The 14,365-nt window shown below is 42.5% G+C and carries 14 protein-coding genes; 8 read left to right on the forward strand and 6 right to left on the reverse strand.

Going from position 1 to position 14,365, the window contains the following annotated elements; genetic code table 11:
- Positions 1-6: 6 nt before the first annotated feature.
- Complete coding sequence (gene cobB / locus CTT30_RS07950) at positions 7-738, reverse strand: Sir2 family NAD+-dependent deacetylase (protein ID WP_252034527.1); 732 nt, start codon at positions 736-738, stop codon at positions 7-9.
- Between the two features lie 298 nt (positions 739-1,036).
- On the opposite strand from cobB, the gene CTT30_RS07955 reads away from it, so the two are divergent.
- Both CTT30_RS07955 and CTT30_RS07960 read left to right on the forward strand, forming a co-directional pair.
- Positions 1,037-2,926, forward strand: a complete 1,890-nt coding sequence (locus CTT30_RS07955) for a methyl-accepting chemotaxis protein (protein WP_252034529.1) — start codon at positions 1,037-1,039, stop codon at positions 2,924-2,926.
- A gap of 468 nt (positions 2,927-3,394) precedes the next feature.
- Positions 3,395-4,468, forward strand: coding sequence for a M23 family metallopeptidase (locus CTT30_RS07960; protein ID WP_252034531.1), 1,074 nt, complete (start codon positions 3,395-3,397; stop codon positions 4,466-4,468).
- A 66-nt stretch (positions 4,469-4,534) separates the two neighbouring features.
- On the opposite strand, the gene CTT30_RS07965 is transcribed toward CTT30_RS07960, so the two are convergent.
- Positions 4,535-5,407: a LysR family transcriptional regulator gene (locus tag CTT30_RS07965; protein WP_239875843.1), complete on the reverse strand. Its 873-nt coding sequence runs from the start codon at positions 5,405-5,407 to the stop codon at positions 4,535-4,537.
- Positions 5,408-5,516: 109 nt separating this feature from the next.
- On the opposite strand from CTT30_RS07965, the gene CTT30_RS07970 reads away from it, so the two are divergent.
- The 4 genes from CTT30_RS07970 (at position 5,517) to CTT30_RS07985 (ending at position 8,311) form a co-directional block, all read left to right on the forward strand.
- Positions 5,517-6,386, forward strand: coding sequence for an MBL fold metallo-hydrolase (locus tag CTT30_RS07970; protein WP_252036625.1), 870 nt, complete (start codon positions 5,517-5,519; stop codon positions 6,384-6,386).
- The gene (locus CTT30_RS07975; RefSeq protein ID WP_252034533.1) at positions 6,380-7,015 is read left to right on the forward strand and encodes a DsbA family protein; all 636 of its coding nucleotides are present in this window, start codon (positions 6,380-6,382) and stop codon (positions 7,013-7,015) included. The genes CTT30_RS07970 and CTT30_RS07975 overlap by 7 nt, the downstream gene beginning before the upstream one ends.
- A 284-nt stretch (positions 7,016-7,299) precedes the next feature.
- A complete protein-coding gene (locus CTT30_RS07980; protein ID WP_239836967.1) occupies positions 7,300-8,013 on the forward strand; it encodes an AzlC family ABC transporter permease in 714 nt (237 codons plus the stop codon).
- Positions 8,003-8,311 (forward strand): branched-chain amino acid transport AzlD family protein, encoded by a 309-nt coding sequence (locus tag CTT30_RS07985; protein ID WP_239836969.1) that lies wholly within the window; start codon positions 8,003-8,005, stop codon positions 8,309-8,311. The genes CTT30_RS07980 and CTT30_RS07985 overlap by 11 nt, the downstream gene beginning before the upstream one ends.
- Positions 8,312-8,358: 47 nt before the next feature.
- Here CTT30_RS07985 and CTT30_RS07990 read toward each other — a convergent pair whose 3' ends face one another.
- From CTT30_RS07990 to CTT30_RS08000, 3 genes are all read right to left on the reverse strand, one after another.
- Positions 8,359-8,934 (reverse strand): hypothetical protein, encoded by a 576-nt coding sequence (locus tag CTT30_RS07990; protein WP_252034535.1) that lies wholly within the window; start codon positions 8,932-8,934, stop codon positions 8,359-8,361.
- Positions 8,931-10,514 carry an FAD-binding oxidoreductase gene (locus CTT30_RS07995; RefSeq protein WP_252034537.1) on the reverse strand — a complete coding sequence of 528 codons (1,584 nt, stop codon included), beginning with the start codon at positions 10,512-10,514 and terminating at the stop codon, positions 8,931-8,933. Before CTT30_RS07995 ends, CTT30_RS07990 begins: the two co-directional genes overlap by 4 nt.
- A gap of 277 nt (positions 10,515-10,791) precedes the next feature.
- Complete coding sequence (locus CTT30_RS08000; RefSeq protein WP_255905706.1) at positions 10,792-10,923, reverse strand: hypothetical protein; 132 nt, start codon at positions 10,921-10,923, stop codon at positions 10,792-10,794.
- Positions 10,924-11,886: 963 nt separating this feature from the next.
- On the opposite strand from CTT30_RS08000, the gene CTT30_RS08005 reads away from it, so the two are divergent.
- Complete coding sequence (locus CTT30_RS08005; protein ID WP_252034539.1) at positions 11,887-12,225, forward strand: hypothetical protein; 339 nt, start codon at positions 11,887-11,889, stop codon at positions 12,223-12,225.
- Positions 12,206-12,661 (forward strand): hypothetical protein, encoded by a 456-nt coding sequence (locus tag CTT30_RS08010; RefSeq protein ID WP_252034541.1) that lies wholly within the window; start codon positions 12,206-12,208, stop codon positions 12,659-12,661. The genes CTT30_RS08005 and CTT30_RS08010 overlap by 20 nt, the downstream gene beginning before the upstream one ends.
- A 67-nt stretch (positions 12,662-12,728) precedes the next feature.
- On the opposite strand, the gene CTT30_RS08015 is transcribed toward CTT30_RS08010, so the two are convergent.
- Positions 12,729-14,321 carry an ABC-F family ATPase gene (locus CTT30_RS08015; protein WP_252036626.1) on the reverse strand — a complete coding sequence of 531 codons (1,593 nt, stop codon included), beginning with the start codon at positions 14,319-14,321 and terminating at the stop codon, positions 12,729-12,731.
- Positions 14,322-14,365: the final 44 nt, after the last annotated feature.

Below are 14,365 nucleotides of genomic sequence, written 5' to 3' on the forward strand. Positions count from 1 at the left end.
CTTATTTTATTTAACCTCTGATTCCTGCAGAGCCAAAATTTCCTCAACCAGCTTAGGCACCTCTATACTTGCCTTGCCATATCGTTTTTCTTCGAACTCACTCTCAATGGCACTTGGCTCTAAGTTAATCTCTAGCGTATGAGCTCCATGCATTTTTGCATCATGTACAAAGCCTGCGGCTGGATACACGACCCCAGAAGTACCTATTGAAATAAACAAATCAGCTTTCTCTAACGATTCATAGATATCACCCATTCGTAGAGGCATTTCTCCAAACCATACAACATGAGGGCGCATCTGAGCAGGGATCTGACAACAATGGCAAAGATCACCTGTGTTCACCTCTCCTTTCTGCTCAACCACCTGATTTGATTCGCTGCATCTTGCTTTCAATAGTTCTCCATGCATATGGATTACATTTTGACTACCGCCACGCTCATGTAGATTGTCGATATTTTGCGTGATGAGGGTAACAGTGCCTTCTAATTCCTTTTCAAGGCGCCCTAGAGCAAGGTGGGCTGCATTCGGCTCTATACCCTTTTCCTGAAGTTTGAAGCGACGCTGGTTGTAGAATTCTTGTACAAGATCAGGGTTGCGTTCAAATCCCTCTGGCGTTGCTACATCTTCAATGCGGTGATTTTCCCATAAGCCATCCTGAGCTCTAAACGTTTGGATTCCTGACTCGGCTGAAATTCCAGCCCCTGTGAGTACTACTATGTTGTTGTAAGGAAACGTCATATCTAATCCCTTTCATTATATTTGATATAAGCTTACCACCTGAGATTTATCAGCAATAGTCGTTCAGATTAGACCATAGTTGTATTTTAAGGGTTCAACTTCCAAAAAATGTGAGGAGGAATAAGTGAAATGCCTCAGCTTAGCTGTGGTAGAAGGTGATAAAAAATTATATTTGCGGCCTTCTAGCTTGCAAAACGCTTCCCTAGTGCTATTAGTTTTATATTCGCATTAACAAAACTGTCATAATGTACATAATTTAAGCGAATATCCAACGTCATCAGGCTACAGGGAGGTGTCCATGAGCGGATCACCTAAATCAGAACAGTTTGCTTTTTCTTTTTCCATTCGCGCTAAGCTTATTCTTATCAATTTAACTTTACTCGTCAGTGTCGGTTTGTACGCTTATTACGAGCAAATCAGCTTTAACAACTTGAAGTCTCTAGAAAACGCTGCCATCGATAACTTACAAAGTTCCGTTGACCTACTCATGTTACGTCGTCACGAAAAAGATTTTCTGGCACGGAAAGATATGAAATACCCACAGCGTTTCGACAAAACATTTGAAGAATTATCGGAACGTTTAACGGCTCTCACCGCCGTTTTAAAGTCCCACAACCTTGATATGGAAGAACGTACATCAACGATTATATCGACTCTGAATCAGTATCAGGTTCAATTTCATCAACTGGTTGATCAAGTGAATACCATTGAGGGCGTTGAATCCTCCTCGAATTTAATTTCAGAATTGGAACAAGCAAGAAAAGCATTGAAAGTGGCAGCGGCCGATAAAGACAGTTTCGCTTTAGAGGTTGAGCTGCTTGAGTTAATGGAAGCAGATTACCGATATCTCGCGAATACCGACAAGGAAACCAGTGCTGCCCTGCTGGCCGCTATCGATAAGTTCTCTACTAGTAAGCATGTCCCTGTTGATCTTCAGCCTGTATTCAATCAATACCAACGAAACGCCGAAAAGCTCGTTGAAGCATGTGAAGTTCTAGGTCTGACTTCTAGCGACGGGGTTAGAGGCGCACTCAGATCTAACGTTCACAATACCGAAAAAGCCATTAATGGGCTCCAAACTGAGATAAGCCAAGTCATTTCTCAAAAATCCTCAGACATCAAAAATAAGCTTTTCTTAATTGGAGGAGCCATTGTAGTCTTACTTTCCAGTATGCTACTCCTTATCGGAAGAACCATACTCAGTCGAATTCAAGCTATAAACACACTTATGGAGAACATTGCCAGCGGTGATGGTGATCTCACGGTGCGTATGAATGCCAAAGGGGATGATGAGCTGGCCCAGCTTGCTAACTCTTTTGATCGATTTATCTCCCAGTTACATGGTCACATTAAAGAATTGGCAAACGTAATGACAGTATTGAGTGAAAGCTCATGCAGTTCTGAGCACGCTGCCGCTAAAAGCATGAACAACGCAGAACAGCAAAAAATACAGTCTGAGTCAGTAGCAACTGCTGTGAACGAGCTCGTAATGACCAGCAACGAAATTACTGCCAATATCGAGTCAGCAGCACAAAACGCTGAAAGCATGAAGTATGAAGCTGATAGCGCCCTCAAGGTAACGCATTCCACCAGCGAAAGTATACAAACGCTGTCATCAAACATTGAAGACTCGCAAAACTTGATTGAAGACTTAGCTGAGCAAAGTAAGGAGATCAATCAGGTCATCGCCACCATTCAAGGTATTGCCGAGCAAACCAACCTACTTGCATTAAACGCCGCGATTGAAGCTGCCCGTGCAGGTGAAAACGGCCGAGGTTTTGCCGTAGTCGCTGATGAGGTAAGACAACTTTCACTGATGACCAATAATTCTACTCATCAAATTGAAACGACTATTCAAACACTAACCTCAGGCATCCAACAAACCGTCGCCAAAATGTCCACCAGCCTTGAGCAAGCTCACCGCACTAACGCGAGCACTAAAGACGTGGTAAAAGCGATAGATAATATGGCGCTACGTATCAATGAAATGTCTGATATGAATACTCAAATTGCTACCGCTTCAGAAGAGCAATCTATGGTATCCGCTGATATTGACCGAAACATCACGGAAATCGCACATCTAGCAGGAGATACGCATAAAGTCGTTGCAGGTTCAGTACGCTGTAGTGAGCAAGTATCCGGTGTTAGCCATAAGTTGGAGCAAATTGTTGCAAACTTCAAATATTAGACGGTATTCACTTTAACAGTGATTATCTTCTAAAAGTAATAAACATCAGTGTTGTGGGGATGGCATGGAAGCTTCTTCCATGCCATGCATCGCAGCGTAATTATCTTTGTACATCCGTTTAAAGCCTTTGTGATCAGAACGCTCATCTCTTCATTACACCTCATGACTCGTTACCCGACTTTCTTATGTTCAATATTCTATACAGCGTACGACAAAAGTCGATTTTGGCACTAATCGGGCAACTCATTACACTTTCATAACGGTCACGTTTTGTTCTATTCAATATATAACCAGAACATTACACCGTATAAGGCTTAAATACATTGGCAATTTTGCCAGTCATACGCACGCAAGCCAACAATGCATAAGAGATAGGTCCACGAGCAGTTGTTCTTCAATGAATCAGCTGTCAGCTCGTAAGTTCTACACATTGGAGCTTGCCGTTATAACAGTTGGTTGGAGAACGTCATGAAAACACTATTGGGTGTCTTGCTATTACTTTTCAGTATACAAGGCCATACACACTCACTTCTGCCTGTCATTGACACAGGAAACCTTAATATTTCTACTCTAGAAACGCACAATATCCCGACTCTGATACCAGACGGAAGATTCGTATACAGACCAATTAAATACCCCTTTTCAATGTCTGATCACTTTGCTAAAGGCTCCCAATGGCTAGCATTAGAAGAAGAACTGAACCATTGGAGTGGTGCTATGGGCGTGGATCCTCGGGTGGTCTTGGCCACACTAGCCGCATCTCACGAATGGTCGCCGGCTCATACGTTATCAATATCTGAGTTAGAACACTTTAGAAGTGAAATTCGACATGTAGCAAATCGCCTTTCGCAACTTTTCTATCACGTCAGACAGCAGTCAAACACGATAGATCGTGCTGCCACCTATGCCATCGTGTCATCACTGCAGAATATTGAACAATGGCCTAAATGGCAGGCATTTTATTATCAACAGTTTGGCTCACCAACATTTGTTGAAGATATCTCTTTCGTCTCCCCCCCTGAGATGCAATGGCCATGGAGAGCTGGCTATAACTGGATACCCAATGGTCCACACTCACACACAGGATCAGGGTTTCCGCTCTCATCGCTTGATGTCTCTTATGATTGGCCGCGCTGGGGAGGACAAACTTATAGCGTCACAGCAGCACATGAAGGGTACGTTTCTGTATTTTCTCGTTGCCAACTAAGAGTGACAGCAAAGAATGGATGGGCAACAAACTATTACCACATGGATGGGATCGAAGTACAAGATGGAGCTTGGGTGGCTAAGAACCAAAAAATCGGCACCTATGCTAGCCAGAAAAACGTCGCCTTATGCCAAGGTGGCTCATCCACAGGGCCACATCTGCATTTTTCGCTGTTGTATAACGGGCGTTTTCAATCATTACAAGATAAGTCATTTGGCCCCTATACTATTGATGTGGGTCGTTATAGCTATGACAGCCATTGCAGCTACACGTGGATGTTAGATGCTAGAACTAACTCAAAACAATGTTTCTGGTACCGTGTCGACAACCCTTAGTCATAATATATCGCTATCCCTCAATTCTCCTGGGGGATAGCTTTTTGGCTTGCTCAGCTAGTTTATCTAGGAAAGATACTGTTCAAAAAAGTCGATAAGACAGCGTACTGTTGCCGACAAGTGCTTTCGAGAAGAATACAAAGCGTAGACCTTCATTTGTTGAGGTTTCCATTCAGGAAGCACTTCGACAAGTTTGCCACTTGCAAGATACTCATCAGCGAGATATCTCGGCTGAACCGCTAATCCCGCTCCGTTAATTGCCGCATGCAGCAAAACAGTTGCTTCGTTGGCTGTTAACTGACACTGCACTTCCACCGCTCGATGTTCTGCTCCTTTACTTAAATGCCATACATGGCGCTGAAAGTTTTTGTAACCCAAACAATGCAGCTGAGAGAGGTCTTCTGGTTCACTGACTTGTATTTGTTTAGCATAACTCGGGGAAGCAACAATCACAGAATCACACACAGCAATGGGCTTACCAATCAAGGAGGGATCTGGGTTGGAAGCAATTCTGATCGCCAAATCAATTTGGTTGTCTGCCATATCGGTTACTGAATCTTGAAGATCGATATCAATGCTGACTTTGGGGTGCAGATTCATAAAATCAGTAATTGCAGGTACTAATTGAGCAAAACCAAACGACATGCTGGTCGCGATTCTCACCGTTCCGGTTAGCTCATTAGCGGTATCCGTAATAGCCAATAACTTATCAGCCTGGTTTAGCCATTGCTCAACCTGTTTAAAGCACGCTTCTCCTGCAGTAGTGAGAGAGACTTTCCTTGTCGTACGGTGCAAGAGCCGTACATTTAGCCAATCTTCCATCGCTTCAACATATCTTGTCACCATTGGCCTCGACATGTCTAACCTATCAGCTGTGGCGGTAAAGCTTCCCGACTGTGCGACATCAATGAACACTTTTGCTGCAGTCACTCTATCCATAATATGCTCGATTTAAGAAATAATGTTGTTAACTTTGTGGTATTTTTCAGAACAGGTCAATGCCCTACTATTCTCCCGTCCACACACAACCCTGTTAATGGAGAGAATGATGAAAAAACTGACATTACTTGCGGCTTCAATGCTTATTGCAACTCACACTTATGCTGCAGAACAATCGAACCTCACTTTTGATGTTTACAGTGCTGACCAAAACAGTTTCTACGTCAATTCAACACTCATTGTCGGAGACACAGAAGTGATGGTCGTCGACACTGGATTTACAAAAGCAGATGCTCTTCGCATTGCAGCCAAGGTTCTAGACGCAGGAAAACCTCTGAAAACTATTTTTATTAGTCAGGCAGACCCTGATTACTATTTTGGTGCGGAAGTTCTCCATGAATTATTCCCAGAGGCTCAAATCATTACAACACCTGCTGTGAGAAAAGTCATTGAGGAAAAGCTACCAACCAAACTGAAAGTTTGGGCACCTCGTATGGGAGCTAACGCGCCAGTAAAACCTTACATTCCAGATGCCTATACGGCCTCTAATTTAACCATTGACGGTCATACCATTGAAATCCATGGTAATGATGGCGACATTGCCCATCGACCATATCTATGGATCCCTTCTGAAAAAGCGGTGCTAGGAAATGTTTCAATCTATGGTACGAACCTTCACTTGTGGATGGCCGATGCTCAAAGTGATGATAGCCAAGCGCTTTGGTCTAAACAATTGAATGAAATACAGTCACTAAAACCTGAAATTGTTGTCCCAGGACATATGCTATCGGGTACAAAGTTAGATGTGAATTCTATTCAATACTCTCAGCAGTATCTAAAAGACTTTAAGCAAGCAAAGCAAACCACTGAAAACAGCGAGCAGCTGATTGAAAAAATGAATGAAAAATACGCTGAAGCGGCGTTACCCGTGGCTCTAAGTATTGGCGCAAAAGTTCACAAAGGAGAAATGGAGTGGTAAAAGTTCACGTTTTTTACGACCCAATGTGTGGTTGGTGCTACGGCGCTACCCCACTAATGGAAATGATTGAAAATCATGCACATTTTGACCTTTGCTTGCACCCTGGTGGTATGGTGTCATATCGCTCTGTCAAACCTGATTTTCGACAACATATTTTACACAGCGACAAACATATCTCAGAGCGGACAGACGCCAAGTTCGGTGAATCATACCTAAGCAAGGTAGCCAGTAACAAAGAGTTCATTCTTGATTCTTTCTTACCAACAAGAGCTATCTTGCTTGCAGAATCCCTTGGGATCTCATCTTTGAAGAGTTTGAAGGAGATTCAACGGGCACATTATTTCGATGGCAGCGATATAACTCAGCCAGCAATACTTGCTAAGGTCATGCAGAATCTAGGAGGAAATTTAGTAGAATGGCATCAGGCACTCGCAAATCAAGAGCAGCCAGAAATAGCTAAAATTAAAGCCTCAAAGCAGCTTATGAAGGCGTTAAATGTAACCAGCTACCCGACTTTTGTCGCTGAATCAGACGGACAGTATATAAGCCTGCAACACAGTGACTACTACGGGAACCCAGCACTGTGGCTGCAACATTTAGAGCATAAACTGCTTAATGGAACGAGCTGAGGTCACCTTCACTATCTTAACAACACGTATAAGCTCTTAAACCTTTGGAAGTCAGTGTTTGCGATGAACAATGGCTTCCATTCACACTCTCTCCTCAACGTTTCAGACACACCACACAGAGTCAAGAACACAAACGCAAGTCTGTTGTTAGCTGTTAATTTATGGCGTCAAACGATCATTATTCGATTTTGAAATGAGTGAATTCTGAATTATTCGCTTTTCGATTGCATCATTTCAGTTTACTGTTTATTTCAATTCTTATTACTCAAAAGATGGCTAATTACATGCTCGAAAAAGAACTAAAACTAGAGTATCAATCAGTACAACAAGGCTTTATTAGCTTGCTACCGATCTCAATATTTGTTGTGGTCTTTGGTACAGCTTTTGGTCTAGCTGCTGTTCAAGTCGGTCTAAGTGAATCCTCAGCTTTGTGGATGAGCACTCTGGTATTTGCAGGCGCTTCTCAGTTTGGTGCGTTAGACCTTTGGGGCGTGCAAGTCCCTATTATTCCTTTGGCTATCACGGTATTTGCGATTAATGCTCGCCATCTTCTGATCGGGGCAACGCTATACCCTCATATCAGAACAATGAAAGCTTTACCACGTTACAGCGTAATGCTATTTGCTTCAGATGCTAACTGGGCGATGTCCATGAAAGCGTTTGCTAATAATGACCACTCAAAAGGACTAGGAATTTTGTTTGGTGGAGGTCTAGCGCTTTGGATTTTCTGGATTATTGGTACTTGGGTTGGTGTTTATTTTGGTAACGCAATTCAAAACCCAGCAGCTTATGGTATTGATATGGTAATGGGCTGCTTTCTACTGACTATGGTACTTGAGGGAAATAAAGACCATGGCATCTACATTATCTGGGTATCTGCTGCATTCTCATCGATTATCGCGTATTTGTACCTACCAGAGAATGCCCACGTGATTGTAGGAGCACTGACTGGGGGTATTGCTGGAGTGCTGGTAGGAGATAAAAACAATGAACATTGAGACAACAGAATTTGGCACTTTGGCGATTATTGCCATCATGACTGTGGTAACCATCATTACACGTTGGGGTGGTATATACGTGATGTCCTACATTCCAATTAGTCAGCGAGTACAACAATTTATAGCCGCCATGTCGGGCTCAGTGCTAGTAGCGATTATTGCGCCATTATTTATTACTGGAGACATAGGAGCTAAAGTTGCTTTGCTAGTGACCGCCATTGGCACGCTAGTTTTGAAAAGGCCACTTTTATCAATCACATTTGGGATTTTGTTGGCAGCGCTAACACGGTCCTTGTAGCGTACCTAGCTGAAAAGAGCCTTGTACAGGCTCTTGATAAATTCCACTTAGGTAGTCACTGCTTTCAGACTTCTAAACCATTTTTTAATCGGCTGAACAATCCAGTATCGTGAAATGAAGAGCCCAATCTGAAAGAGAATATACTGACGCCGGCAGTATAGCATACAGACATAATCAAACTTCTCAGTTGGGCCTTCAAATAGGACATGAGGGTAAATGTACTTCTGCCTCTCGGCAACTTTAGGGTTACGAGCACCTGACATGAAATAGCGTTTCTTCATGCGATATGCTTCCCAGCTAGCATAAATAAAGACAAACCCACGCTCAAAGTCAGAAAGCGCTCGTTCAACCCAAAGCCCCCCACCTTCAACAATATTTTCCGTTGCATATTGAAGGGGATGCTCCTTCATATCTACTGGTAAGTCAGCCATATAGACCAAAGGGTTACCGCAGTTCACTGAATACCCTGCACACATCTCTCCTTTTGAATCAAAAAATGCACGCACACATGTTCGACTTTGTAGATGTTCGACCCTAGTTTTATTACCTGATATCGATTGATAGTGCTTGGCAAACGCCTGAAAGTCCTCATCACTGGAGATACGTCTGCTCCTTAAGATCATGATTGATCCTCCATCGTAAATGGATAAGACACATCCATTTGGTAACGACCAGGAGAAACAATGTTGTCAGGATCAAATGCGGCTTTGATTCTGCTACGCAGCGTTAATGCATCTTTTTCAAGTTCGTGATCGCGACGGAATGGCATCTCATCGACAGCACGTCGATAGCAAGGCCATTGATAATGCTGATAGAGGGTTCGAAGTTTTTTTACTAGGTCTGTCGCTCGACTCACTTCGTCTGGATTGCCTGCATCATAATAAATGCTGATTATTGCCTGACACATATATGCGTTAACGGCAGTCAAAGTTACACCAAACTCAAAACCTGCTTTATCAAAAGCCTGTTTTGAAATACGCATACACTTTTCTACTTCTTCACCAAGCATAGGTAACGTTGGCGCAACCCAGTAAAAACCCGCTCCGTCTTCCACGGGGTTCATTTTTTCCGGTACGTTGCCACGGTAACGCCAATAACAACCTTTTAAAGCCAAATCTTTTGGGTTCCCCTCTAACATATCCATCATCTCAGTAAACTCATTAAGGCTATTCTGTAGACGCCGATAGACAGGCAAACGGCCCAAAAATCGGTTGGCACTAATAGCAATTTGATTCATCTGCTTCAATGTGGATAGGCTAACTACATTCACCTGTGCAACCGATTTGAGTAGTGCTTTTACACGCGCGGCTTTTGCTTTGGCAATTTTATGTGTACCGGTAATAACAAAAGCTCCCGACCAAGGAGTCAGCTTGTACTGCTTACACAGTGACTCAATATCCCCTAGGTTAGCACCTTCATCAGTGCTCCACTTGGCGAAATTGAATCGTTCCATCATGGTTAACATTCGATAGGTGTTACCCAAGTGCGGTAGCCCATCAATACTACCTTCTGATTTCAAGCGACGCATTATTTCGATGTAAGCAGGCAAATCATTGGCTGACTTTAGACGAACGAGGCAACGTAAGCTGGACTCAGGTTTGAGCATCAGTTCAAACTTCATTTTGCTGATCACCGCAATATTATTCTGGGTGAACAATTCGTGAAGGTTAGCAGCAAGTCCCGCTCGACCACAGTATCGCACGCTCTGATTAAGCTTCATCACTTCGCCATTGGCTAATATTAACTCGCTGATGGTAAAGTGTTGACTTCGGTTACCCACAGGACCATGACCAAACCCTCTTTCCAGTACATTTCCCATTACACTTGTATCTGGCCCTGCTCCGGTACAATCCAGCATCCATGGAGTGTGCTTAAGATAAGATGACACCTGACCTTGTGTGACACCTGGTTCTATTTCGATGACTCCCAGTTCTTCATCAAAGCTCAGGATACGATTCATGCCACTTAGGTCGAGTAGTGTACAGCCATCAGTGGCAGGCGATTTATAACCATACCCCCAGTTATTACCTCTACCGATAGGATAGACAGATAGCTTTTTTACGTAAGCCTGCTTGATGGTTTGTTGTAATTCCACATCGTTCTCAGGATGGAGAATTTGGGGGACAGTACGCGAATGGTGACCAAGGCCACTGCGAAGTTCTATTGGCTGAGGTAAATCAACCTGTTCCACAACAGATGGCACGTGTAGCTCCTTTACCGGTGAATAACAAAACTATTGAATTCTCAATCAATAGCTTCTTCTGCTGTTCTCATTGGGTGCAGGATTATCTCAGTAGCTGAAATATCAAACAATACACATATCTGCGGGGTGAATGCATTCAGCAAAAACAAGTAGATAACAACATTCACATTGACTTCACGAATAAAAAGTAAGGTGCCTATCGATTATTTCAGAACTTTAAACAGTTTGGACGTATAGTTATAAACCCTGAAGTTTACCAAGTTTCGATTTAACGCTATCACATTACAGAAACACCACCTTCTAAGCCGATAATTTCTCCAACGTAGTAGTCATTATGCAACGATGCACCCACCGTTAAAAACTGGTACGATTTGCTCAAAGAAAACCAAGGAAGAAATACAATGAGCACAATCGCTTACCTAACAATTGAAGGCTCAAGAAAATCACTCAAGATAGGTTGAAAACTTGACTAGCTTCATCACAGGAGTTCTTTTTAATGAACCCAAGCCCAGCCTAAATAATAAGATTCTTAATTCAGGGGCACTTTTTGCAATGGTCAGCAATTTTAGCCAACACTAAATTTAGTCCGACACAGCCTACCGTTCTAGCTGCAATAGCCACAGCTGCATATCTTCACTCAGAAAACCATATAAAAAACTTTTTAGCGGGAAAAAAATGGTTATATTTGGGTGCTCAACTTCCACCACAGCCGATGAAGAGAAAGCCCAGAGTTCGTACCAAATGCATCTAGCGACCATAGTTTTATGCAATATGCTCTCTGTCGGTACAGTCATTTTCAACTACTTTAAATGAAGCTAACTAACGATAACGTACTCAAGCTCTTCAACGCATTAACAGCTTTCAAAATCTGCATCGTGATAGTCTGTTTCTTTTACGAACCAAAGGCCGCTGGAATAGCTGCTGGGCTTTGGGGGATGTCCTTTATTGCATCTGAACTCCACATGAGGAATTACTTCAAAGGAAAGCCAATGGTGAAGTTCGGCACATTGACCGAGGAAGACCCAGGTGACGTAGATTCAATAAGGAACACATATTATTTGAATATATTTATTGTTCTTCTTGTCTTTATTGTCATGGTGTTGACTCTCATCAAAGCAATATCTTAGGCTGGGAATTGAAGCTATGTCCGGATAATATCCACATCCAAGCTGTTTATTGACAAACCTATATTAGCTGTGTTCTAAAGTTTTCCAGCCTAAGACCTAGAGCGGTAATTAATAATGTAATTAAATAGAAATATCATTAATAGAGTTACGCAATATGATTCTTATCTTAAATCTGAAAAGTGCTGCTCCTAATCCGCTAACGTTTCTATACAATACAATGCTCTATTTTAATCATGGGAAAAACTATGGGCGTTCTCTCTTATTGCAAAATTGATGACATGGTTATCAGCCGCAATATGCAAAACCACTTAAACGAAATCGAATCAAAAGTGGCGCTTGGTAATCTGTTAGCGACCTCGGTTGCATCCTCACAATTCATACAAATTTTCTCTGGCCGTATGAGTGCGGGAAAAAGGTTGAAAACCATTTATGAGCACGACTGGGAAAAGTTCGGTCAAGCAATGGCAAGTAGTCATTTTGTAACTAAAGAACTGGTTAACCGTATCGCTGATAGTGCGCGATTAACCTCAAGCGGTAAAGAACAAACCTTCTGGAAGTGCGTATATGATGCGACTCGTAAGTAGCCTGATCCTGTTGTCCTCAAGCGCATTAGCAGACGTACAGACGGCATATGACAACTTAAATACTAAGTTTTCTGAGTGTTCGACAGTTCAGCCAATAAATGGAAATATGCGTGATAAGTGGCTTGAGAGTCAGTCTGAAGCAGTGATTAAAACAATGTTGTTAACACTGAAACATCGTGCTTTTCAACTGTGCGTAGCAGAAGCTGACAAAGAGTACTTGTATCAAGCTTTCCTTGTTTATATCAATACTGGGAACCGTGAGCCGTTAGATCTATATCTTTCATTAAGAGAGAATGATCTATTAAAGAGCCAAAAACAGATCATAGACTCTGAGTTTATAGAAAATGCAGACCGCCTTGCCAAGTTGAGCGTATTCTCGGTTAACTTTGATACCTTGCAAGCTTATGAAGAATTCAAGAAACAAACCAACCGCTAACCACTTACGCTTTACTCTATATAACGAAAAACCGCCCTGTTAGGCGGTTTTCTTTGATTATAAATCGTTAACCATCAATTCCTTTCGACTTTAGGAATTCGGAGTAAGTTCCCCGGAAATCGTTAATCTTACCGTCTTTAATTTCCAGAATACGAGTAGCCAAAGAGTCCACAAACACTCGGTCATGCGATACGAAGAACAAAGTTCCTTTGTATTGCTCAAGCGCCGTATTCAATGATTCAATAGACTCCATGTCCATGTGGTTAGTTGGTTCATCCATTAGCAGCATGTTTGGCTTATGCATCATGATTTTACCAAGGAGCATGCGTCCTTGCTCACCACCGGAAAGCACTTTTACAGATTTTTTAATGTCGTCTTGACCAAACAACATACGCCCTAAGAATCCACGAATTACTTGCTCGTCGTCACCTTCTTGACGCCATTGCCCCATCCAATCCATTAAGTTCATGTCTTCAGCAAAGTCATGTGCATGGTCTTGAGCGTAGTAACCAATGTTAGCGTTTTCTGACCATTTAAATTCACCAGCGCGCGGTTCTAGTACACCCGCGAGAGTGTTCAAAAGCGTAGTTTTACCGACACCGTTCTCACCAATAATTGCTACACGCTCACCCACCTCAAAGATTGCATTGAAGTCTGAGAATAAATCTTCATCATAGCCTTGAGATAGATTTTCAATGATAAGCGCATTACGGAACAGTTCTTTAGATTGTTCAAAACGAATAAACGGGTTCTGGCGACTAGACGGTTTAACTTCTTCTAACTGTATTTTGTCAATTTGCTTGGCACGTGAAGTCGCCTGCTTAGCCTTCGAGGCATTAGCAGAGAAGCGCGCAACGAATGTATTTAACTCTGCGATTTGAGCTTTCTTCTTTGCGTTATCAGCCAGTAAACGTTCACGAGCCTGAGTAGCTGCAACCATGTACTCATCATAGTTACCAGAAAATAGACGCAACTCGCCGTAATCTAGGTCGGCCATATGTGTACATACCGAGTTTAAGAAGTGACGATCGTGCGAGATAATAATCATGGTACAGTTACGCTGGTTAAGCGTTTCTTCCAACCAACGGATAGTATCCATATCCAAGTTGTTGGTTGGTTCGTCAAGGAGCATAATATGCGGGTCAGCGAACAGTACCTGAGCCAAAAGCACACGAAGTTTCCAGCCAGGTGCCACTTCGCTCATCAAACCGTAATGCTGTTCTTCTGGTATACCAACAGCTAGAAGAAGCTCACCGGCTTTTGCATCGGCCATGTAGCCATCCATTTCTGCAAACTCAACTTCAAGTTCAGCGACTTTAATACCATCTTCTTCGGTCATTTCAGGCAAAGAATAGATACGATCACGTTCTTGTTTTACTTTCCACAGCTCTTTATAGCCCATGATAACGGTATCAATCACCGTAAACTCTTCATAAGCGAACTGATCCTGATTCAGCTTAGCAACACGCTCGTTTGGATCGTAACTAACGTTACCCCCTGTCGGGTCTAGTTCACCACTCAAAATTTTCATGAACGTTGACTTACCACAACCATTAGCCCCAATTAGACCATAACGATTTCCTTCGCCAAATTTCACTGAAATGTTTTCGAACAGTGGTTTCGCCCCAAATTGCTGCGTGATGTTATTCGTACTTATGATGAGAGTATCCCCCTACATTTCTCTATACTATTCATAAAGATAGA

It is taken from the genome of Vibrio coralliilyticus (assembly GCF_024449095.1).
In the GTDB taxonomy this organism is placed as follows: domain Bacteria; phylum Pseudomonadota; class Gammaproteobacteria; order Enterobacterales; family Vibrionaceae; genus Vibrio; species Vibrio coralliilyticus_A.

Coding starts and splice junctions, on each gene's coding strand:
- cobB (WP_252034527.1), bottom strand. CDS start 738: ATGACGTTTCCTTACAACAACATAGTAGTACTCACAGGGGCTGGAATT.
- CTT30_RS07955 (WP_252034529.1), top strand. CDS start 1,037: ATGAGCGGATCACCTAAATCAGAACAGTTTGCTTTTTCTTTTTCCATT.
- CTT30_RS07960 (WP_252034531.1), top strand. CDS start 3,395: ATGAAAACACTATTGGGTGTCTTGCTATTACTTTTCAGTATACAAGGC.
- CTT30_RS07965 (WP_239875843.1), bottom strand. CDS start 5,407: ATGGATAGAGTGACTGCAGCAAAAGTGTTCATTGATGTCGCACAGTCG.
- CTT30_RS07970 (WP_252036625.1), top strand. CDS start 5,517: ATGAAAAAACTGACATTACTTGCGGCTTCAATGCTTATTGCAACTCAC.
- CTT30_RS07980 (WP_239836967.1), top strand. CDS start 7,300: ATGCTCGAAAAAGAACTAAAACTAGAGTATCAATCAGTACAACAAGGC.
- CTT30_RS07985 (WP_239836969.1), top strand. CDS start 8,003: ATGAACATTGAGACAACAGAATTTGGCACTTTGGCGATTATTGCCATC.
- CTT30_RS07990 (WP_252034535.1), bottom strand. CDS start 8,934: ATGATCTTAAGGAGCAGACGTATCTCCAGTGATGAGGACTTTCAGGCG.
- CTT30_RS08005 (WP_252034539.1), top strand. CDS start 11,887: ATGGGCGTTCTCTCTTATTGCAAAATTGATGACATGGTTATCAGCCGC.
- CTT30_RS08010 (WP_252034541.1), top strand. CDS start 12,206: ATGATGCGACTCGTAAGTAGCCTGATCCTGTTGTCCTCAAGCGCATTA.